A 19,565-nucleotide genomic window follows, 5' to 3' on the forward strand; every position below is an offset into this window, starting at 1 on the left:
CACCTTAGCATTTTCAGATCGCGCAAATGATGATCGAAGAACGCAAATATCCCGGTGAGCTTGCATCCCCGCAGCAGCTTCACGAACTGGCGGAAGAATACCGCAAGGCGGCACACTTGCTCCTTCAACAAGGCCGGCCCGGCAAACCGTTGACACGCGCGCCGTTCAGATTGTCGGCAATCCATGCGATCGAACTCTATCTGACCGCGCTCTTGCTCCACTGTGGGCACAATCCCAATCAGATCCGCAAAATGCAGCACGATCTGTCGGCGCGAACAGAACACGCGCTGGAAGCCGGGCTGCGCCTTCGGACGAAAACCGCCACGCATCTTCAGTCCCTCAGCCAGAACCGGGAATATCTCGTCACCCGTTACGGCCCTGAACTGGCGGCAACCGCCTCGCAGATAAACCGCCTTACCGCCACCCTTGAAGAGGTGGCGGCAAAGGTCACGATATTGATCGCGCTGCCCCCTAGAACGCCGCGGAAATCAGAACTTGATGCGGGCGGCGAGGCTCAAGACCGGAATTCGGCAGCCTCTCTGTCGGCTTCGGTTGCCAATCCAATGACATGATGCACGAGGAATACGAAGCTCGCCGCCCATAACGCCGCGAGATCTCCGGAGGCTCCGGCCGAACTAGCCCGGCGCGCCAACCCAGCCATCACTGCTGGCTCCAATGGCAGATGCGGACCGTCCCGCCGACATGGAGAGCCTGCCGCGATAAGATTGCTTGCTTTGCCCCTGCGTACCGGAGCATTTTCGGGAAGGTAATCAAGTCTCGTGGGTGCTTTTGCGCGATTTGTCGTGAACGGATTAGGAAGAAACAAGACTTCTCGAAGAAGGTACTCGGATGAAAAGTTTTAAGCAATTTCTGAGGGACGCAAATGGCTTGGAAGGCGAAATGAAAGAAGTGGACGTATTTTACCACTTTGCGACCGATGACCAGGTTGCGAAGGATACCATCCTGAAGCTACTAACGGAGGCTATACCCTTTGTAGATCTTGGAAAGGGGCGATCGATAGTGCATCATAAAGCACATGTACCCAACACCGAGGATCACCTTCATTTTGTGGTAAACGGAAATAAGTTTGCCGCCGTCAATAAGAGTGGAACGGCACATGACCGTAGCCACGGTATCAAACTTCAGAACTGGGCACTTAAGGGAGCGGCGAAGCACTATCCCGATTTCACAATGCCGAAGAATGGGCTCATCGAAACTTTGTACGGTCAATCTGATAATGAGCTCTTGCTTGAATCGGATCGGAGACCAAAGGTTTTGCTCTCTAGGGCGCGGCGCGTCTTGGCCGAACTGGCGGTGGATTGAGCGTTCGCCATGCGATCAGGTTTGCGGTCAGGATTTGAGCTGCATCGCCTGTGCGATTGCGGCCAGTCCAAGACTGTCGACCCATGCGGTCTATAGGCTGTCCAGTCCGGCGACAGGCCCGTTCCAGAGGCAACGTAAAGATCGATCACGGCGCGATGCGTCACCTGTCAGCCCTCGAGCTTTTGAAAGTCCACCGCCAATACCAATTGTGAAGGCACATAATGCCAAAGCCGACCCCATATTTACCGTCGATCGACGAAGTTGTCCGAATGGCGCCGGAACTCAATGCATGGGCAGAGATGGCGGCGCGGGCGTTCGGCCTCTATGAGGGGATAAATGAAGCCATAAAGATGGCTCGGGACAAGGATGGATCTGTCGCGCACTACGCGGATGAAATCCGGCAGCAGATGATTCTAATGGCACTCATTAGATCCTTCGCCTTGATGGACCGAGGTTCCAAGGTGTCTCTGCAGTCGGCGTACCAGTTCCTGCTGATGCCAGATTCTTTCCAACTAATCGCGCGCCGCTACGCTGACAGCGAACCGAAAAGCAGCTTCTATGGCGCAATGCCAGTTTGTCAGAGCGCAATATCTAGATTTCTAGAAGCCTACCGGAGTGTCGACTTTGCCGGCTTTCAGAGAATCCAGTCCTTCCGAAATTCGGGCATCGCTCATGTTTCCTGGCCCGATGCCGAAAAAGCGAAGGTAACCTTTTCGGATGTCGAGAAACTGGTGTTAGGCTGCTGCGAAATGGCCGGCCAACTAACACTGATGACGTCGGCCCGAAATGACTGGCCGATAGAGCATTTAGAGGAAGCGAGATCGACTTCGTATAGACTTTGGCTGGCCACCATAACGGCTCAATCGAATGGGATGCTCGACCTTTGATGACACGCTCGAAAAAGCTGCTGCAGCGAGAGAAGTTGCCAATGAGAGCAGATGAGCGGCTGTCGATTGAGTTATAGCGAACCTAGTGGCGATCCTCGACCAGGCGGATGATGCACTCGCTGATCAGGAGCTTCCGAATCCTGCGGTCGGCGGCTACGTATCCTTCCGAAAGGATAGAGTCATATGCTTCGTATTCTCGTCGATACCAGCGTGTGGTTGGATCTCGCAAAGGACTGGCGGTCGCAGTCCGTCCTGACGACAGCGCGCGAGCTTTTCAGTGCCCGCGCGATCGACTTGGTCGTGCCGGACATCGTGAGGGAAGAGTTCGCCCGCAACAAGGACAGAGTGGCTGCCGAGGCAAGGCGCAGCTTACAAAGCCACTTCCGCCTCGTCAGGGACGCTGTGGACCGTTTCGGAGAGGACGCATACAAGATGGAAACGCTACGGTCCCTGAACGAGGTAGACCAGCGGATCGCCATGAAGGGGGAGGCTGTCAACGATTCCATCGACTGGATCGAACAGCTCTTGTCGTCCGGCCTAAGGAAGCCCGCGACGAAGGCCATCAAGGAGCGAGTTACCGAACGCGCGCTGGCTGGTCTCGCACCCTACCACCGTTCCAAGAACAGCGTTGGTGACGCGATCCTGGTTGAGACCTACGCCCAGATGGTCAAGGCGGGTCGCAAGGAAGAGCGCTTCGCCTTCGTCACCCACAACACGCGGGACTTCAGCGAACCCGGCGACGACCAGCGAAAGCCGCACCCCGATCTCGCCGGCCTGTTCGATGGAAAGCGATCCACCTACTGGACCTCGCTCGTCGATCTGATCAAAGCCGAGCATCCCGGCTGGCTAGAGGACACCGACGCGGAATTCAACTGGACAGAGGAGCCGAGGCGCCTGTCGGAAATCCTCGAGGCGCTGCACGTGCTGGACAGGCAGGTCTGGTACAACCGCCATTGGAATACGCGTATCGCCATCGAAGAGGGGAAGACTCGGATCGTTGGCAGGAAAGAATGGGAGGCTGCTGAGCCTCCGAAGCGCAACAACGAGGTCATTATCGACAGCATCTGGAAGGGTGCGTTAGAGTCCGCGCGCAAGGTCGAGGAGGAGATCGGTCTGGACAACCTTGGACCATGGACGGATTTCGAATGGGGGATGGTGAACGGCAAGCTGTCGGCCCTGCGGTGGGTACTTGGCGAGGACTGGGACCAGCTTTATACGTAAGACCCGCGTCCCATTTTCCCGATTGAGAACGCGCCGAATTCATACTCGCTGCGCTTGGAACACCTGGAACATTTGGAACACGCAAAACAGGACGGGATTCTTCATTCCGTGTGGCGGCTGGACCCATCGATCGACGATGGCAGAGAGAGTGTTTGTGTCTGGCCATGGTTCGGTATCAAGATGTAGAGACCGACCTTGACAAATCACGCTAAACGAGTCCGCAGCTGCGATTCTTAACTTGACATTAATGCGCGAACGGCCACATTAGCGTTGAAAAGCCGCTCTGCTCAGCCGAACTGTCACCGGATGGTGTGCGTGCCTGACGATCGTCAGGATAGGCGAGCAGAGCGCACCCCTACTTGAACTCCCAGACATCTTCAATCTTAGCCGCGATCATTCGTCGCCACCGATCGGTGTCTTTACGATTATCCCGATAAGGACGCGCAATCGCGCCAGTACACATATCGGCAAGTTGAACCAGCTCATCGCTTTGCGAATCCGAAAATCGGACGGACTTGATAGCGCCCTTCTCGGTATGCCGTCGCAGGTAGGCAGAGAGCTCCTGCTTGAAGATTCGTTCCCCGGAGCCATCGATGACAACTTTGGCATCCTTGAGAAGGCCATTGTCGAATTTCAGCATCGACTTAACGAAGAAGCTATAGAAAGCCTCCTTGCTCGACCGCAGGTATCCGCTGTGTATTCGTTCCTTCTCTACAACGACTGCCCTGACGCAGAACGCGAATGGTGCGACGGTCCTGAAGAATAGGTCTCTTATCTCCGGTCGGCTTTTGCTGAACTTGAACTCCGGAAACACCCGATGGGCAGTCGCTGCCGCTTTGATCGCAGCCTGAGCGTCGATTGCCACTTGCTTATCCGCGAAAGCAACCATTGCCACGACGAATGCCGCTGACGATCCTCTCGCAACCTTGAAGCCGGGGTCTCCCGACTCGTCGATAAATACCAACATCGTTCCAGATGAAAGGACATTGCCTTTGAATCAATGGCAACAAGCGATCATTTTGAGCAGGCTGTTTGTTTTCTCGGGATAACCGCCACCATCCGACTCGACAACCGCCGACTTTGAGCATTTTGCGCGTTAGTCTAGTTTCGCGGTTCAACGCTTCCCACGAATCAGCGCCGGGTCTAGCTCGGCGCGATGGGGCTTGCGTGGGCGAGGGGCTGGAAAATGAATCCCGTTGAAATTGAAGAGGCCATTTCGGCGCTCGCGAGCGCGCCATTTGAACCCGACGAATTCCCCTATGCCTTCCTGGAGGCATTCGGAAACAAGGAAACCACGCTCAAAAAGCTGCGCAGTGGCGTATCCAACAAGTCCGATCTTGGCGGCGTGCTGCAAACCAACAACATTCACATTGCCGTCTCTCCGCGCGGTGATGTCACCCGAACCCTGGTCGCGCTCAAGGCAAGCCCCGCGACCGCGCGCGCCAAGGCGAGGTTCATCCTCGCGACCGATGGCGACATGTTCGAGGCCGAAGATCTGATCGGCGGTGATACCATCGCCTGCGCTTATCCCGAATTTCCCGATCATTTCGGTGTGTTCCTTCCGCTTGCTGGCATCACCACGGTTAAGCAGCTCCGCGACAGCTCTTTCGACATCAAGGCGACTGGCCGACTCAACCGCCTCTATATCCAGCTCCTCAAGGACAACCCCGATTGGAGCACGGCCGAGCGTCGCGGCGACATGAATCACTTCATGGCCCGGCTCATATTTTGCTTCTTTTCCGAAGATACCGACATCTTCGAAGCGCCTGACTTGTTCACAGGCACGATCGAGCAGATGAGCGCGGGGGATTCCTCAAACACCCACGAAGTTATCAGCACGCTTTTTCGCGCCATGAACATAAAGAGCGCGGATCGCGCCCAAGCCAAACTGCCTCGATGGGCCGATCGGTTCCCTTACGTGAACGGCGGCCTATTTTCAGGCAACGCCGCCGTGCCAGTCTTCACCCGAATCGCGCGCTCCTATCTGATCCATATCGGCCGGCTCGACTGGAAGAAGATTAACCCCGACATCTTCGGCTCGATGATCCAGGCCGTAGCCGACGACGAGGAACGTGGCGCACTTGGGATGCACTACACTAGTGTGCCCAACATCCTTAAGGTCTTGAACCCGCTCTTCCTCGACGATCTGCGTGAGAAGCTGGAGGAAGCCGCCGACAATACCCGCAAGCTGCTCAATCTGCGGAATCGCATGGCCCGCATCCGCGTGTTCGATCCGGCCTGCGGCTCGGGCAATTTCCTGGTCATCGCCTACAAGGAAATGCGAGCGATCGAGGCCGTCATCAACGATCGGCGCGGGGAGCCCGATCGGCGCACCGAGATTCCTCTCACCAATTTTCGCGGCATCGAGCTGCGGGATTTTCCGGCCGAGATCGCGCGCCTGGCGCTGATCATCGCCGAGTATCAATGCGACGTGCTCTATCGCGGCCAGAAGGAGGCGCTACGCGACTTCCTGCCGCTAGATGCGCAGAACTGGATTTATTCCGGCAACGCGCTTCGGGTGGACTGGCTCAGTATCTGTCCCCCCACCGGAACGGCGGTGATCCACCAGGCCGATGATCTGTTTCACACGCCGCTCGACCAAGCCGAGATCGACTTCGAGAACGAGGGCGGGGAAACTTTCATCTGCGGCAACCCACCATATAAGGGCACGAAAAACCAGACAAACGAGCAGAAAGACGATTTGCGCAGTGTGTTTGAGGGTTATACCGACACCTACAAGTCGCTCGATTATGTCGCGGGGTGGTTTTTCAAGGCCGCCCTGTATGGGCAGGAGACTGTCTCAAAGTCCGCCTTCGTTTCTACAAACTCTATATGCCAAGGGGGGCAAGTGCCGCTCCTTTGGCCGCTGGTATTTCAGCGGGGGAACAAAATACTCTTCGCTCACACCTCCTTCCTGTGGAGGAACCTCGCAGCGCATAATGCAGGTGTGACGGTTGCCATCATAGGCTTTGGCGTTTCGACCGATCAGCGACGTTTGATCTATACTGAGGAGAAGGGCGGGTTAGTTTCCGTTCGTGAAGCGACCAACATCAACGCCTATCTCGTTCCGAGCCGCGATATCATCGTCGAAGGGTCCACTCGGCCTCGCAATGGCTTGCCAAGAATGAGCCTTGGCAATCAGCCCTACGAAGGCAATTTCTTGATCCTGGAGCATCACGAGTTCAGCGAGCTTTCGGAAGCGGAGCTGGCATATTTTACAAAGAATTTTTACGGCTCGTCGGAGTTCATTCGGGGCGGCCGGCGCAAATGCCTGTGGTTGACCAATGAAGTTCGAGAACAAGCGCTCACGGTTAAGAGTATAAGTGAACGGGTAAAGAACGTCCGCGCGTGGCGTCTCGCAAGCACCCGTCCGGCCACTAGAGCCATGGCTTCGCGTCCGCATCAGTTTTGCGAGATGAACATCGGAAGAAGCCAGACCATCATTATTCCTATTCGGAGTTCAGAAAGCCGTGAGTATCTACCGGTTGGCCTATTGGATAACAATTGCGTCGTCAGCAACCTCGCTTACGCACTCTATGACGCACCTATTTGGTGCCTGGCCATCATCGCATCGAAGCTGCATCTTTCGTGGATCGCTACAATCTGTGGGCGCATGAAGAGCGACTACAGCTATTCTAACAAGATGGGTTGGCACACATTCCCGGTCCCCCCGCTCTCCCAGAAGAACAAGGCAGATCTGACGCGCTGCGCCCAGGACATTCTGCTGGCACGAGAGGCTCATTTTCCGGCGACGATCGCCGATCTCTATGATCCCGAAAATATGCCCGCCGATCTGCGTGCAGCCCATAGTCGCAACGACGAGGTTCTGGAACGCATCTATATTGGCCGACGCTTCAAGAACGACACCGAACGCCTGGAAAAGCTCTTCGAGCTCTACACGAAGCTGACGGCCGGAGGTCAGGCAGGACCTAAGGTAGGGGCGGTGTGACTGGGTTCAATCGTATGACAGTGGTCGCTGCCGCCGAGGTCATTTCCGCCTTTAACTCCCACGACGATATGGAGGTTCTGGAGGTCGAATGGGGCGTTTCGGGTCGATATGGCACGGGCAGCAAATCGGCGCGGGTCGCGGGACTTTCGAAGATAACCGTCGAAGAAAATCCGGAAGTCATGACGGCCGCAGGGCGGGTCAGTCTGGCGCGAGCGCTTATTGAGAGAGCCATCAAAGCGCCATCTAAGGTGAAAAGCTCCGAAAGTTGGAATAAGCTCGTCGCTGGGCTTCGTTTTGATGGCTTCGAAATCGTCGAGACCATCACCGAAATGCCGCCGCAGAGACCATGGGGGTCTTCCAGCACAGAAACAATAGTCGAACTGAGGCGCATGCTTCCCTCGGACGTTCCGGAGGCCGACTTCCGCGAAGCGGAAAGCGAAGTCGAGATGCTTCTCGATCGCCACGGGTTTGACGTAGCCAAAGGACATCTGAAGCGGGCGATCTCTGCTTTCAGCGGCGGAGCATGGTCCTCTGCGAACGGCGAGTTACGGAACTTTTACGAGAGCTACCTGAACGAGATAGCGGACAAGCTCGGCTATGCGGGATTCGACAACAGCAAGGCGAAGCGTGACTTTCTCGGAGGGGGAGCGAACCCTCCGTTCCTTCTCGCCGACTACAATGAATGGGACAGCCAGAAGACGCAGTACGTTCAGGCGTTGATGAATAGATTGCACCCCCATGGAGGGCATCCTGGCTTGTCCGAGGAGGAAGACGCGACGTTCCGTCTTCAGATCACGCTGGTAACTGCACGCTTGTTTCTTCGGCGGTTCGACCAAAGGGCCGCCGCTTGATGGCTAAGAATTCTAACTATAGCCAAGGGGGAGACGCGCAGGCGATCGGCCACATTGCGAAAAGCTACTACGGCAGCTATCGCAACATGTTTCAGGTGCATGGCTGGGACGTTCCAGGCGACAAGATGATGACATCAGCGCCGTCATTGATTGTCAGGGAATACGGCAGCGTGCAGCGGTTCGAGGAGCTGCATGCGCCTGGTGATCTTATGTCCCCGATGGAGGCTATCTATTCCGATCCGCCTAATGTTTGGCTGACCAGCTTTTACGGCTTCCGTCCCGAAGAATGGGGTCTCTTGGGCTTCACCGATGAAGGGCGCAGGCGGAGTTTCATCGAGGGCAGCAGACCCGGCGTGCTCGTTGTTGTATACGGAGCTGGCCAAGCCGAGAAAGACGACCTCTATCAGATCATCGGCATACAGCAGTGCTCCCATCAATTGGGACATACGCGCCAGTTCATGGCCCCTGCCGCGTGGGATGCCAAGCAGCGAGATCCTGAGCGAGCCGACAAATGGAACTATGCCGTTAAGGCAACCCGAGCTTGGCGGGTCACTCCAGAATCCCGAATTTATGTTCGGGACTTCGCGCCAAAGGCTACCGAGACGGAAGCGTGGCAGCATATTGGAGCACGCGGCGTTCCACTTTCCAGGCAGGAGGCGCTGAACATCCTGAAGCTCGATCTTCAGGAAGTCGAAGTCTATGGAGAGAACCCGATTATCGGATCATCTCCAGGCAGCGCGAAAGAAATACTTGCGCCGAGCAAGGCCGGTCCGGTTTCTCAGAACGCCTTTGTGACGCGGGAGTCCGAAGGGCCAAAACATCTCTATGTTTTGAAGCTTCAGGGCGACACGGATGCCTTCCTCGGCGAGCCCGCGAGCGGAAAGATCGTAGTGAAGGCGGGTTTCTCAAGAAGCCCGCAGACACGCTGTGATGACCACAACCGCACCTTGCCCAAATGCGCCTTCCGCTGGGAGGTGCTTTACTCCGGGGTAAAGTCGGGGTTTGAACCACATCCGAGTTCTAAACATGCGAACGCCGGCGAGCTTGCTATGCAGCAGATTCTCTGTAGATCGCCTACCGGTACGTCGCTTGGCGGCGAGTTCTTTCTGGCCGATACGAATCTTGTCGCAGAAGCTTGGACCGAAGGCAATTTGAAGGCGGGGGCCTACACATGAAGCAGCTAAAATCCGTGCCATCGGTATCCGTGACCTACGCGCGCAACGGCAGCTCGACCAAGGCAAATGAGCTCGGGATGCGGCCCATGCAAGAAAAGGCCTTTGAGAAGCGCGGCGAGCAATACCTGCTGATCAAGTCGCCACCAGCGTCGGGCAAAAGTCGGGCGCTGATGTTCATCGCTCTCGATAAGCTGGCCAATCAGGGACTGAAACAGGCCATCATCGTCGTGCCAGAAAAGTCGATCGGCTCTAGCTTTGCCGACGAGCCGCTGACTAGGTTCGGCTTCTGGGCCGATTGGCATGTCCAGCCGAAATGGAACCTGTGCAATGCGCCCGGATCAGACAATGGCGGCAAGGTCAATTCTGTCGCTGCCTTCCTGCAAAGCAGCGACAAGGTGCTGGTATGCACCCACGCCACCTTCCGCTTTGCCGTGGACAAGCTCGGGGTAGATGCGTTCGATGATCGTCTGATTGCGATCGATGAGTTCCACCACGTCTCCGCCAATCCCGACAACAAGCTCGGCCAGCATCTCAGCCAGTTCATGGCCCGCGACCGTGCGCATGTCGTGGCCATGACCGGGTCCTATTTTCGAGGCGACTCGGATGCCGTGCTCGCGCCGGAGGACGAAGCTAAGTTCGATACCGTGACCTACACATATTACGAGCAGCTGAATGGCTATGAATACCTGAAGCAGCTCGACATAGGCTACTTCTTTTATTCGGACGCCTATACCGACGACATCCTGAAGGTGCTTGACCCTACTGAAAAGACGATCGTGCATATCCCGAACGTCAATTCGCGCGAGAGCACCAAAGACAAGATCAAGGAGGTCGAACACATCATCGAGGAACTGGGCGAGTGGCAGGGTGCTGACCCTGTCACTGGATTCCAGCTGGTAAAGCGGACCGATGGCCGAATTCTACGTATTGCCGACCTGGTGGATGATGATGCGGCTAAACGTGATCGAGTTTCGGCAGCTCTCAAAGACCCCGTGCAGAAGAACAATCGCGATCATGTGGACATCATTATCGCGCTCGGCATGGCCAAGGAAGGATTCGACTGGATATGGTGCGAACATGCCCTCACGGTTGGTTATCGATCGAGCCTGACCGAGATAGTGCAGATCATCGGCCGCGCGACGCGTGATGCTCCGGGCAAGGAGCGTGCACGGTTCAGCAACCTGATCGCCCAGCCCGATGCCTCGGATGAAGCCGTCAACGAGGCCGTAAACGATACGCTCAAGGCGATCGCCGCCAGCCTGCTTATGGAGCAGGTGCTGGCACCGCGCTTTGAGTTTAAGCCGAAAAACCCCGGCAGCGGCCCGACACCCGGCTTTGACTATGGGGAAGAGGGCTACAAACCCGACCAGTGCAACGTCGGATTCAACGAGGAAAGCGGTCGATTTCTGGTCGAGATCAAGGGTCTCGTTGAGCCCAAGAGCAAGGAGGCCGCCCGCATCTGCCAGCAGGACTTGAACGAGGTTATCGCTGCCTTTGTTCAGGATCGCAACACCGTTGGCAGGGGCCTGTTCGACGAAGAGATGGTGCCCGAAGAGCTGACCCAAGTGCGGATGGGCAAGATCATCAAGGATCGCTATCCGGAGCTTGATGAAACCGATCAGGAGGCCGTACGACAGCACGCCGTTGCCGCGCTCAACCTGACGCAGAAAGCCAAGGAAGTGGCTTTGGCCTCCGATAGTGAACCGGGACCGAATACCGCGTTCGTGCAGGGAGTCCGGAAATACGCCATGGATGTGCGCGAGCTCGATATCGACCTGATCGACAGCATCAATCCGTTCGGGGAGGCCCGCGCCATCCTCGCCAAAACGATGAGCGAAGAGAGCTTGAAACAGGTTCAGGCGATCATCAACGCCAGGAAGATCAGCCTCACGCTGGACGAGGCGAGGGAGCTCGCCAAGCGCGCCCTGAAATTTAAGCAGGAGCGCGGCCGGCTTCCCGATATCATCGCTGCCGATCCGTGGGAAAAGCGTATGGCCGAAGGTGTGGCGTTCCTCGCCCGCATGAAAGCTGAGGCCGCCCGTGGCTAGGTTCACCGATGAGGATGATGCCCTTCTAGCCGAGCTCGGAGTCGAGAGCGAAGAGAAGCAGCAGGGAGCTCATACGCCCCGCGAAGAGCGCATCATTGCCGGTTTTGAAGAGATAACACGCTTTGCCGAAGAGCATGGCCGGTCACCTCAACATGGTGAAAACCGCGACATCTTCGAGCGGCTTTATGCCGTGCGGCTCGATCGGTTGAGAGAAATTGAGCAATGCCGGACCTTGCTCCTCCCGCTCGACCATCACGGCTTGTTAGCCGGTGACGGGCATATTCACGCCGCCGTTCCCGACGATCTTGATGATGATGCACTTCTGGCCGAGCTCGGCGTCGAGGCCGAAGCTTCGCCTGATATCACCGAACTGCGGCATGTCAGATCGGCTGAGGAAAAGCGCGCTGCCGAGGACATCGCAAACCGCGACCGCTGCGACGATTTTGAGAAGTTCAAGCCGCTCTTCGAAAAAGTGCAGCGCGAACTCGACAGCGGCGAGCGCCAGACGCGTCCCTTCGAGCTCAAGGCGGAAATCCGTCCCGGCGCTTGGTTCATCGTCGGCGGTCAGAAGGCCTATGTCGCTGAGGCGGGCGAAACTTTCGCCAATGCCCAGGGACGCACTGATGCTCGGCTGCGGGTGATCTTCGACAACGGCACCGAAAGCAATCTCTTGATGCGCTCATTGCAACGCGCGCTCAACAAGGACGAGGCTGGTCGCCGGATCACCGACCCGGCCGCCGGACCTCTGTTTTCCGGAGAGCAAGCCGACGATGATGAGGCCAGCGGTACCATCTATGTGCTCAGGAGCACATCGGACCATCCGATGGTGAGCGCCAATCGAGACTTGGTGCACAAGATCGGCGTCACCAATCTTGATGTGGAGCAGCGCGTCGCTGGCGCGCGTCTCCAGCCTACCTTTCTTATGGCTGATGTTGAGATCGTGGCAACCTATCGCCTATTCAACATTAGTCGCACCCGGTTGGAAAACCTGATTCACCGTGTCTTTGACCCAGCTCGCCTAGAGATCGAGATCATGGATCGGTTCGGGCGGCCGGTTGTGCCTCGCGAATGGTTTCTTGTACCGCTCTTTGTCGTCGATGAGGCAGTCGAAAAGATCAAGGACGGGACGATCACCGAGTATGTCTATGATCCCGGCAGCGCCTCGCTGAAGCGGAGAGCGTGAGCGCACCCCGCGTGACCGCGGCTCTTTGGATCAGTTCAGGCGCAGCCAGCGTTCCGCGCATCCTTGCTTTCGGAGGACGGGACCAAGTGGTAGAGCCGCATCTTGGGATGCCCCGGCACCTTGACCGACTTAGACGACTTTCCATCCCCCGTCAGTTTCAGGATTTCCTTGGCTGCGAGTAACCTTCGCCACCATCGAGCTATTCGAAGCCGGCGCAGGCTTCCTTTGAAGCCATCTGGGGTAAGATAGATGACCACTGGCCCCCTTCCCGCTTTTTCCAACCAACGCAGTCACGGGCGTTTTCAGAATCGCACCCTGTTCAGCCGGTTCCCAGTTTTGTTCTGAAGTGGTGGAAGTTTGGCGCTCCCGGCTCTACCATCGGTGCGCAAAAAACGCCCGCTCCGACCTTCTCTAGTGGGGATGGGACGCTCGCCGGGCCCATTTGGCTAGCCTTTCACAGTTGAGCCTTCTCCGCCGGTTTCTAGGAGAGAGGCGATTTCCTCGCACGTCCGTGTGGCGGCTAGTTTGAGTGCCTCATCGATATGAACATAGCCTTGAGTGACGCCCCGCGCGGCGTGGCCGAGCAGCGCAGCAATCGTCAACTCGGAAAATCCTAAATCGCCAGCCACGCTGCCAAAGGTGTGCCGCAGCGTGTGCGGAGTGACGCCCTCGATGTTGGCGCCGGCGCACAACCGAGCAAGACAGCTTTTCGTTGCCGTAAAGTGACCATCGCCGATATCAGATGGAAAAACGTAAGGGCAGTGCCTGCGCACCGGCTGGCTGCCTGCGAGATCAGCGGCTCTCGATCCGATCGCTCGTACCTGACCATCGCTTTTGGTATCAGGGAAATGGACATAACCCTGATCGGCGTGCAACCAGGCTCGCTTCATTCCTTGAACTTCCGATATCCGAAATCCCGTCAGCAGCATCAGTCGCACTCCGGCCAGGCCGACGGGGTGTTCGTCATTCCTTTCGGCGAAGCGCATTGCCTCGCCCAGCCTTTTGATCTCAGTGACGCTCAGGCGGCGTTCCTTTTTCTTTCCGGCGCGCTTGCGCACGCCCACTGCCGGGTTCGAGGTGATGACGTCCAGCCGCACTGCATGCGCAAAGAGGCTCTGGAGTGTCGAAACTGTTCGCGCCGCGACACCGGCGCCGCCGGTGGTAGCTCCGCCCCGGCCAACGCCGCGCGGTTTCGCGGTCCTGCCACCCGCGATGTCCGACTGCATTGCCTCGATGTCTCCGAGCTTGAGCGCGCGCACTTGCCGCCGGCCGAGCAGCGGCTTGATGTGGGTTTCAATACGGCTGCGATCCATCGCCAACGTGGACGTCTTGATGGGACGATGACGGCGCCCCAGAATGCGCCCAGCTTCTGCTTCTGCGAGATACCAGTCACACACCTCCGTGACTGTGATCGCCTCGCGCAAACTGGCGTTCTCTGCGGCCGGATCCGAGCCGCCGGCTACAGCGCCCAGCTTGACTTTGGCCTGATCGCGGGCTTGCTCGACCGTCATTACGCCGTAGCGGCCGATCGCCATACGACGGGTGCGGCCCTCAACATTGCGGTACTGAACGATGAAGGTTTTCAGGCCCGAGGGCACAACGCGGAGGCCAAAGCCTCGTATCTCGCCATCCCACAGGAACGTCTGTCCTCGTACGGGCGGCGTGTGCGCGTCCACGGCGCGTTTGGTCAGTTTTCCCATTGTTGGCAGCTCGCTGGTTGCTCGACCCTGCTTACATTATCACAACCGCACCAGATTGTAAGCGCAATGTAAGCAATTGAAATAGCAAGGGGGGCGCTCGTCGGATATCAGCGCGAAGCTATAGCTAGTCAACATGCCGAATAATCAACGGCTTAGCGTAGCATAGCGCGGGTCTGGATAGGTCAGCGCAGACGGAAATCGACGTTGCCAAGGTTGGGGTCGAGCGTTCGAATCGCTTCACCCGCTCCAATTTCCTTTAGGGAAATCAAGCAGTTAAAAGAAAGCGCCGCCTAGTGCGGCGCTTCTTTTTTGCGCGTAGGTCATTGATATCTCCCATGACTTGGCGAGCCAGGGCACGATCTTTGTCGGCTCGCCATAGCTCTGGTCTGTCAGCGAATCGACAAGCTGACGAACGTCAACCGATCCACAGCCGTAGTTGCTTTGCTGCGGATCGATGCAATCCGCCTGACTCGGCCTGCCGCACCATCTCCGCTACGCACTGGCCAGAGCGATCGCGATACCCTGTCCGACACCGATGCACATCGTTGCCAGGGCCAGTCGTGCTTTTCGGGACCGCAACTCGAGCGCGGCAGTGCCGGTGATGCGAATGCCCGACATCCCAAGCGGGTGCCCGAGCGCGATCGCTCCGCCGTTCGGGTTCACATGCTCCGCGTCCTCGGGGATCCCGAGTTCGCGGAGCACGGCGATGCTTTGGGAGGCAAATGCTTCATTCAGCTCGATGATATCGAAGTCCGAAGGCGCGATGCCGAGGCGCGCGCAAGGCTTGCGTGTCGCCGGAGCCGGGCCGATCCCCATGATCCGTGGGGCAACCCCGGCCGTCGCGACGCCCAGAATCCGGGCGATCGGTGTGAGCCCGAATGCCTTGACGGAGGCTTCGGACGCGATGATCAGCGCTGCCGCTCCGTCGTTCACGCCAGAAGCGTTGCCCGCTGTGACGGTGCCACCTTCCTTTTTGAACGGCGCTGGAAGCTTGGCGAGCGACTCGGTTGTCGTTCCGGTGCGTGGATGTTCGTCGCGATCGACCACGATAGCATCGCCTTTGCGCTGGGGTACGGTCACCGGAGTGATCTCCAGCGCCAGCCGGCCATTTTCCTGAGCGGCGGCGGTCCTGGCCTGGCTGCGTGCGGCGAAGCCATCCTGATCGGCGCGGCTGACCTTGAAGGCTTCCGCAACGTTTTCACCCGTCTCCGGCATCGAATCGACGCCGTACTGCTTCTTCATCAATGGATTGACGAAGCGCCAACCGATCGTGGTGTCGTAAATCTCGGCGTTGCGCGAGAACGCCTCGCCCGCCTTCGGAAGCACGAACGGCGCGCGGCTCATGGATTCGACGCCACCGGCGATGATCAGGTCGGCTTCGCCGGCCTTGATGGCCCGTGCAGCGATGCCCACGGCGTCCATTCCAGAACCGCACAGGCGGTTGACGGTGCTGCCGGGGACTTCGATCGGCAGTCCAGCCAACAGCGATGACATGCGCGCGACATTGCGGTTGTCCTCGCCTGCCTGGTTGGCGCAGCCAAAGATGACCTCATCCACCGCGGACCAGTCCAGGCCTGGATTGCGGTGCCGCAGCGCTCGCAGCGGCACCGCGCCGAGATCGTCGGCCCGGACCGAGGACAGCGAACCGCCAAACCTGCCGATCGGGGTGCGGATGTAGTCGCAGATGAAGGCCTCGGTCATTCAGAGCTCCGGTGCCGCCAAGGATTTGATTTCGCCATCGACCTTAAGCTCTGCGCCGGTCAGCGCCTGCAATTCATCGAAGCTCATCGCAAGCAGCTTCTCGCGCAGCACGAAACGACAATCGATGATGTCTATGACCGCAAGGCTCGTGTAGACCCTCGTCACGCAGCGCACGCCGGTCAGGGGAAGGCTGCAGGCTTTCACCAGTTTCGGACGACCGTCCTTGGTGACGTGATCGGTGATGACGGCCACGCGTTTTGCTCCGTGCACCAGATCCATGGCACCACCGACCGCTGGTATGCCCTTGGGTCCTGTGCTCCAGTTCGCAAGGTCACCGGTCTCGGCCACCTCGTAGGCGCCGAGAATGGCAACGTCGAGGTGTTCGCCGCGCACCATCGCGAAGCTGTCGGCATGGTGAAAGAACGAAGCGCCCGGATTGAGCGTGACCGCCTTCTTCCCCGCATTGATCAGATCCCAGTCCTCGTCGCCTGCCGCCGGGGCTTCGCCAAAATTGAGGATGCCGTTTTCGGTGTGGAAGATCGCCCGACGCCCAGGCGGCTGAAAGCTCGCCACCATCTCGGGAAAGCCTATGCCGAGGTTCACATAAGCGCCGTCCTCAATGTCCTGCGCGGCGCGCCATGCAATCTGCGCGTTGGTCAGCTTGACTGTCATGCGCATGCGACCCCTTGGCGGATAAGCGCCTCTTCCTGCATCGGGTTCGAGACCTCGATCACCTGGTCCACGAAGATCCCGGGCGTCACGACCAGCTCGGGATCAATCGCACCCGGCTGGACGATCCGGCGCGCCTGAACGACGGTCGTGCGTGCGGCCATCGCCATCAGCGGCGAGAAGTTGCGTGCCGCCTTCCTGTAGGTGAGGTTACCATGAGGGTCGGCAAGTTCCGCCTTGATGAGGGCCACATCCGCCTTCAGCCAACGTTCCTGCACATAGTGGCGCCCCTCGAACTCGGCCACAGGCTTGCCGGCCGCGAGATCGGTCCCGTAGCTCGTCGGCGTGTAGAAAGCCGGGATGCCCGCGCCACCGGCGCGGATTCGTTCGGCCAGGGTCCCCTGTGGAACCAGTTCGAGCGCGATTTTCCCGGCGAGATACCGCTCGGTGAATGCCCGCGGATCGGACGAGCGCGGGAACGAGCAGATCATCTTGGCGACCATGCCATTGTCGATCATGGCGGCGATGCCGATCCGTCCGTTCCCTGCATTGTTGTTGACGAGCGTAAGGTTTTTCGGGGCGCCGGTAGCGCGAAAACGGTCAATCAGGGCGTGGATCAGCTCTATCGGAGCACCTGCGCCGCCGAAGCCGCCGATCATGACGGTCATGCCGTCTTCGACGATTGCCACTGCTTCCGCGAGGCTCGCGATTGTCTTGTCCACGTAACCAGCCTTTCCCGGCACCAAGATCGATTTCGCCGCCACACGTATCGGCAGACGAGATCTTTCGGCAAGCCGGCTTGTGCGATATCATTCGTTTGTTGACATATCGCACAAGGTGAATGGATGCCCATTTCCGAACGGGACACGATGGGTGGCTTGGCCAAGGGATTGTCCGTCATAGAGACGTTCACGGTGGAACGGCCACGGCAGTCGATCACGGACGTCGCGAATGCATCCGGTCTCGACAGGGCGACAGCCAGACGCTGTCTCCTTACGCTTTCCCATCTCGGCTACGCAGACTACGACGGAAAGTTCTTCACGCTCACGCCGCGCGTGTTGAGGCTCGGGACAGCCTGTCTGGCAACCATGCCGCTGCCGCATCTGGTGCAGCCTTTGCTGGATGGCCTTTCGGAGCGGCTCGGCGAAAGCTCGTCCGTCTCGATTCTGGACGGCACCGACGTCGTCTATGTCGCGCGCGCGGCGCAGCGAAAGGTGATGTCGATCGCGCTGATGCCCGGCTCGCGGCTTCCGGCATACTGCACTTCCATGGGGCGCGTGCTCCTGGCAGCCATGCCTCCGGAACGCGCTGCACATCTTCTATCTTCCCATGCCCTGCCGGCGCGGACTGCTCACACCTTGACCGACCCCGACACCATCCTTGCGGAGTTAGGGCGGGTGCGGACGCAAGGGTTCGCGTTGATCGATCAGGAGGTCGAGCTCGGATTGCGCTCGATCGCCGTGCCGTTGATGACCGTGCGCGGGACGGTGATCGCAGCCGTGAACGTCGGCGTTGCGGCGACACAGGTGAGTGTCAGCAATCTCGTTGCGCTCTACCTGGAGCCGTTGCGTGCACTTCAAGCTGAGCTGCGGGCAGTGCTGCGTTAGGGCGCTGCCATGGAGGGAATTAGCGTCCAAGTCGCTCGAAGTAGGAGAGCATGTTCCACCCATGATCTTGTCGACGCCCGCTTCATCGTAGCCGCGGCGGGCGAGCTCATGGAAGATCGAGGTGGCGGATCACGCCGAACACATCCTCGTCCGGAACATCCGCGAGAAGGCGGTCTCCAGCGCCTGCAGCCTTGGGCGTGAGGCGATATTCGACCCGGGCAGCAAACCCTGAACGCAATGGGCGAGGCCTTCAACCCCGAGGATTTCCATCGAGTGGTTTTCGGAGGGTGGAGCCGGACATTCGCGGCCGTCGAGACGGAGATCGCGAAACTACATTCTCGGTTCAAAGCGCGACGTTTCTTCGCGCAAGTGACCGGCCTCTCACGCACCGCCCTGTCGCTGATCCGCGGCGGCATTCTTTGCGGCCATAGCCGATCCGTTGTAGGCGTGCATCTGCGCCAGCTTCGCCATGCGCTGGGCGGCCTCCGCGAGCGCTGCGCAATGCTGCTTGAAGTTTTGCTCTATGATCTGACCGTAGGGTCCCGTAAGTCCCACCGCGTATATCACCTCACCGCTCGTCGGCCTTATCGGAAATGCGATCGAGCCAAGGCCCGGAACATGCTCGGCAAGGTCCATGGCGTAACCCTGCTCCCGAACCTCGGCCAATTCCCTGGTCAACTCCGCGATCTTCGTTTTCGTCCGATCGGTATAGCTGCGCAGCTCCGTCGCCAGGATCCTCTTCACGGTCTCCTGCGGATGAAACGCAAGGATCGCCTTGGCCGAAGCGGTCGCATTTACAGGCATGGCCATGCCCGGCATGACATAGGTCCGGACCGGAGTGTCAGGCGCGACGCAGGTGACCGAGCGCACTTCGGTACCGTCGAACTTCGACAGGAACGCCGACTGGCCGGTGCGGTCGGCCAAATCCTGAAGCGGTCGCTGCGCGAGCGTCGTCAGCCAGCCGCTATCCGGAGACATCTGTAGCAGCTGCAGCAGGCGATCGCCGAGACGGTATGTCCGATTGCGAACGCTCTCGGCGGTGATCATCCCGCTTTCGATCAAGGCATGCAGCAGCCTGTTGATCGTGGTTTTGGGCAATCCAAGCGTCGTTTCGAGTTCGATCGCCGTCAGGCCATGCTCGAACGGCGCGACCGTCTCCATGATCGAGATGTAGCGCTCGAGGGGGCTGTCCTTGGCGCTCGGCTTCTTCGACTTCGTATTCAAGGGCACCTACGCCGATCTGACAATTGC

Annotated in this window: 16 protein-coding genes; 10 read left to right on the forward strand and 6 right to left on the reverse strand. The window is 58.6% G+C overall.

What is annotated here, in order from left to right; translation table 11 throughout:
• Nucleotides 1-26: 26 nt before the first annotated feature.
• The 4 genes from FJ428_RS10705 (at nucleotide 27) to FJ428_RS10720 (ending at nucleotide 3,431) form a co-directional block, all read left to right on the forward strand.
• On the forward strand, nucleotides 27-572 hold the full coding sequence (locus tag FJ428_RS10705) for a hypothetical protein (protein ID WP_224519128.1): 546 nt from the start codon (nucleotides 27-29) through the stop codon (nucleotides 570-572).
• 277 nt (nucleotides 573-849) lie between these two features.
• On the forward strand, nucleotides 850-1,323 hold the full coding sequence (locus FJ428_RS10710) for a hypothetical protein (protein ID WP_140879411.1): 474 nt from the start codon (nucleotides 850-852) through the stop codon (nucleotides 1,321-1,323).
• 221 nt (nucleotides 1,324-1,544) lie between these two features.
• Complete coding sequence (locus FJ428_RS10715) at nucleotides 1,545-2,210, forward strand: sensor domain-containing protein (protein ID WP_140879412.1); 666 nt, start codon at nucleotides 1,545-1,547, stop codon at nucleotides 2,208-2,210.
• 183 nt (nucleotides 2,211-2,393) lie between these two features.
• A complete protein-coding gene (locus FJ428_RS10720; protein ID WP_140879413.1) occupies nucleotides 2,394-3,431 on the forward strand; it encodes a PIN domain-containing protein in 1,038 nt (345 codons plus the stop codon).
• A 355-nt stretch (nucleotides 3,432-3,786) separates the two neighbouring features.
• Here FJ428_RS10720 and FJ428_RS10725 read toward each other — a convergent pair whose 3' ends face one another.
• A complete protein-coding gene (locus FJ428_RS10725) occupies nucleotides 3,787-4,398 on the reverse strand; it encodes a DUF3800 domain-containing protein (RefSeq protein ID WP_140879414.1) in 612 nt (203 codons plus the stop codon).
• A gap of 219 nt (nucleotides 4,399-4,617) precedes the next feature.
• On the opposite strand from FJ428_RS10725, the gene FJ428_RS10730 reads away from it, so the two are divergent.
• From FJ428_RS10730 to FJ428_RS10750, 5 genes are read left to right on the forward strand one after another with little or no spacing between them, the layout of a single operon-like run.
• Nucleotides 4,618-7,380: a DNA methyltransferase gene (locus FJ428_RS10730; protein WP_140879415.1), complete on the forward strand. Its 2,763-nt coding sequence runs from the start codon at nucleotides 4,618-4,620 to the stop codon at nucleotides 7,378-7,380.
• Nucleotides 7,381-7,394: 14 nt separating this feature from the next.
• The gene (locus FJ428_RS10735) at nucleotides 7,395-8,231 is read left to right on the forward strand and encodes a hypothetical protein (protein WP_224519127.1); all 837 of its coding nucleotides are present in this window, start codon (nucleotides 7,395-7,397) and stop codon (nucleotides 8,229-8,231) included.
• A complete protein-coding gene (locus FJ428_RS10740) occupies nucleotides 8,231-9,406 on the forward strand; it encodes a hypothetical protein (RefSeq protein WP_140879417.1) in 1,176 nt (391 codons plus the stop codon). The genes FJ428_RS10735 and FJ428_RS10740 overlap by 1 nt, the downstream gene beginning before the upstream one ends.
• Nucleotides 9,403-11,454 (forward strand): DEAD/DEAH box helicase, encoded by a 2,052-nt coding sequence (locus tag FJ428_RS10745; protein WP_140879418.1) that lies wholly within the window; start codon nucleotides 9,403-9,405, stop codon nucleotides 11,452-11,454. The genes FJ428_RS10740 and FJ428_RS10745 overlap by 4 nt, the downstream gene beginning before the upstream one ends.
• On the forward strand, nucleotides 11,447-12,637 hold the full coding sequence (locus FJ428_RS10750; protein ID WP_140879419.1) for a GIY-YIG nuclease family protein: 1,191 nt from the start codon (nucleotides 11,447-11,449) through the stop codon (nucleotides 12,635-12,637). The genes FJ428_RS10745 and FJ428_RS10750 overlap by 8 nt, the downstream gene beginning before the upstream one ends.
• 446 nt (nucleotides 12,638-13,083) lie before the next feature.
• Here FJ428_RS10750 and FJ428_RS10755 read toward each other — a convergent pair whose 3' ends face one another.
• From FJ428_RS10755 to FJ428_RS10770, 4 genes are all read right to left on the reverse strand, one after another.
• Nucleotides 13,084-14,337, reverse strand: a complete 1,254-nt coding sequence (locus FJ428_RS10755; protein ID WP_181167269.1) for a site-specific integrase — start codon at nucleotides 14,335-14,337, stop codon at nucleotides 13,084-13,086.
• Between the two features lie 492 nt (nucleotides 14,338-14,829).
• Nucleotides 14,830-16,038 carry a 3-oxoadipyl-CoA thiolase gene (gene pcaF, locus FJ428_RS10760; protein ID WP_140879421.1) on the reverse strand — a complete coding sequence of 403 codons (1,209 nt, stop codon included), beginning with the start codon at nucleotides 16,036-16,038 and terminating at the stop codon, nucleotides 14,830-14,832.
• Nucleotides 16,039-16,710, reverse strand: a complete 672-nt coding sequence (locus FJ428_RS10765) for a 3-oxoacid CoA-transferase subunit B (RefSeq protein WP_140580235.1) — start codon at nucleotides 16,708-16,710, stop codon at nucleotides 16,039-16,041.
• Nucleotides 16,707-17,429, reverse strand: coding sequence for a 3-oxoacid CoA-transferase subunit A (locus FJ428_RS10770; protein ID WP_140879422.1), 723 nt, complete (start codon nucleotides 17,427-17,429; stop codon nucleotides 16,707-16,709). Before FJ428_RS10770 ends, FJ428_RS10765 begins: the two co-directional genes overlap by 4 nt.
• A 123-nt stretch (nucleotides 17,430-17,552) precedes the next feature.
• Here FJ428_RS10770 and FJ428_RS10775 point away from each other — a divergent pair, with 123 nt between their 5' ends.
• On the forward strand, nucleotides 17,553-18,314 hold the full coding sequence (locus tag FJ428_RS10775; protein WP_140879423.1) for an IclR family transcriptional regulator C-terminal domain-containing protein: 762 nt from the start codon (nucleotides 17,553-17,555) through the stop codon (nucleotides 18,312-18,314).
• 381 nt (nucleotides 18,315-18,695) lie between these two features.
• Here the strand turns inward: FJ428_RS10775 and FJ428_RS10780 are convergent, their stop codons facing one another.
• Nucleotides 18,696-19,538, reverse strand: coding sequence for an IclR family transcriptional regulator (locus tag FJ428_RS10780; protein ID WP_140554757.1), 843 nt, complete (start codon nucleotides 19,536-19,538; stop codon nucleotides 18,696-18,698).
• Between the last annotated feature and the right edge of the window lie 27 nt (nucleotides 19,539-19,565).

Origin of the sequence: Mesorhizobium sp. B2-8-1 (assembly GCF_006440955.1) — a bacterium.
GTDB lineage: Bacteria > Pseudomonadota > Alphaproteobacteria > Rhizobiales > Rhizobiaceae > Mesorhizobium.

What these genes read in the sequence shown, in the direction of transcription:
- FJ428_RS10715 (WP_140879412.1), top strand. Translation starts at nt 1,545, where the DNA reads ATGCCAAAGCCGACCCCATATTTACCGTCGATCGACGAAGTTGTCCGA.
- FJ428_RS10720 (WP_140879413.1), top strand. Translation starts at nt 2,394, where the DNA reads ATGCTTCGTATTCTCGTCGATACCAGCGTGTGGTTGGATCTCGCAAAG.
- FJ428_RS10755 (WP_181167269.1), bottom strand. Translation starts at nt 14,337, where the DNA reads ATGGGAAAACTGACCAAACGCGCCGTGGACGCGCACACGCCGCCCGTA.
- FJ428_RS10735 (WP_224519127.1), top strand. Translation starts at nt 7,395, where the DNA reads ATGACAGTGGTCGCTGCCGCCGAGGTCATTTCCGCCTTTAACTCCCAC.
- FJ428_RS10740 (WP_140879417.1), top strand. Translation starts at nt 8,231, where the DNA reads ATGGCTAAGAATTCTAACTATAGCCAAGGGGGAGACGCGCAGGCGATC.
- FJ428_RS10730 (WP_140879415.1), top strand. Translation starts at nt 4,618, where the DNA reads ATGAATCCCGTTGAAATTGAAGAGGCCATTTCGGCGCTCGCGAGCGCG.
- FJ428_RS10710 (WP_140879411.1), top strand. Translation starts at nt 850, where the DNA reads ATGAAAAGTTTTAAGCAATTTCTGAGGGACGCAAATGGCTTGGAAGGC.
- FJ428_RS10775 (WP_140879423.1), top strand. Translation starts at nt 17,553, where the DNA reads ATGCCCATTTCCGAACGGGACACGATGGGTGGCTTGGCCAAGGGATTG.
- FJ428_RS10765 (WP_140580235.1), bottom strand. Translation starts at nt 16,710, where the DNA reads ATGACAGTCAAGCTGACCAACGCGCAGATTGCATGGCGCGCCGCGCAG.
- FJ428_RS10705 (WP_224519128.1), top strand. Translation starts at nt 27, where the DNA reads ATGATGATCGAAGAACGCAAATATCCCGGTGAGCTTGCATCCCCGCAG.
- FJ428_RS10745 (WP_140879418.1), top strand. Translation starts at nt 9,403, where the DNA reads ATGAAGCAGCTAAAATCCGTGCCATCGGTATCCGTGACCTACGCGCGC.
- pcaF (WP_140879421.1), bottom strand. Translation starts at nt 16,038, where the DNA reads ATGACCGAGGCCTTCATCTGCGACTACATCCGCACCCCGATCGGCAGG.
- FJ428_RS10725 (WP_140879414.1), bottom strand. Translation starts at nt 4,398, where the DNA reads ATGTTGGTATTTATCGACGAGTCGGGAGACCCCGGCTTCAAGGTTGCG.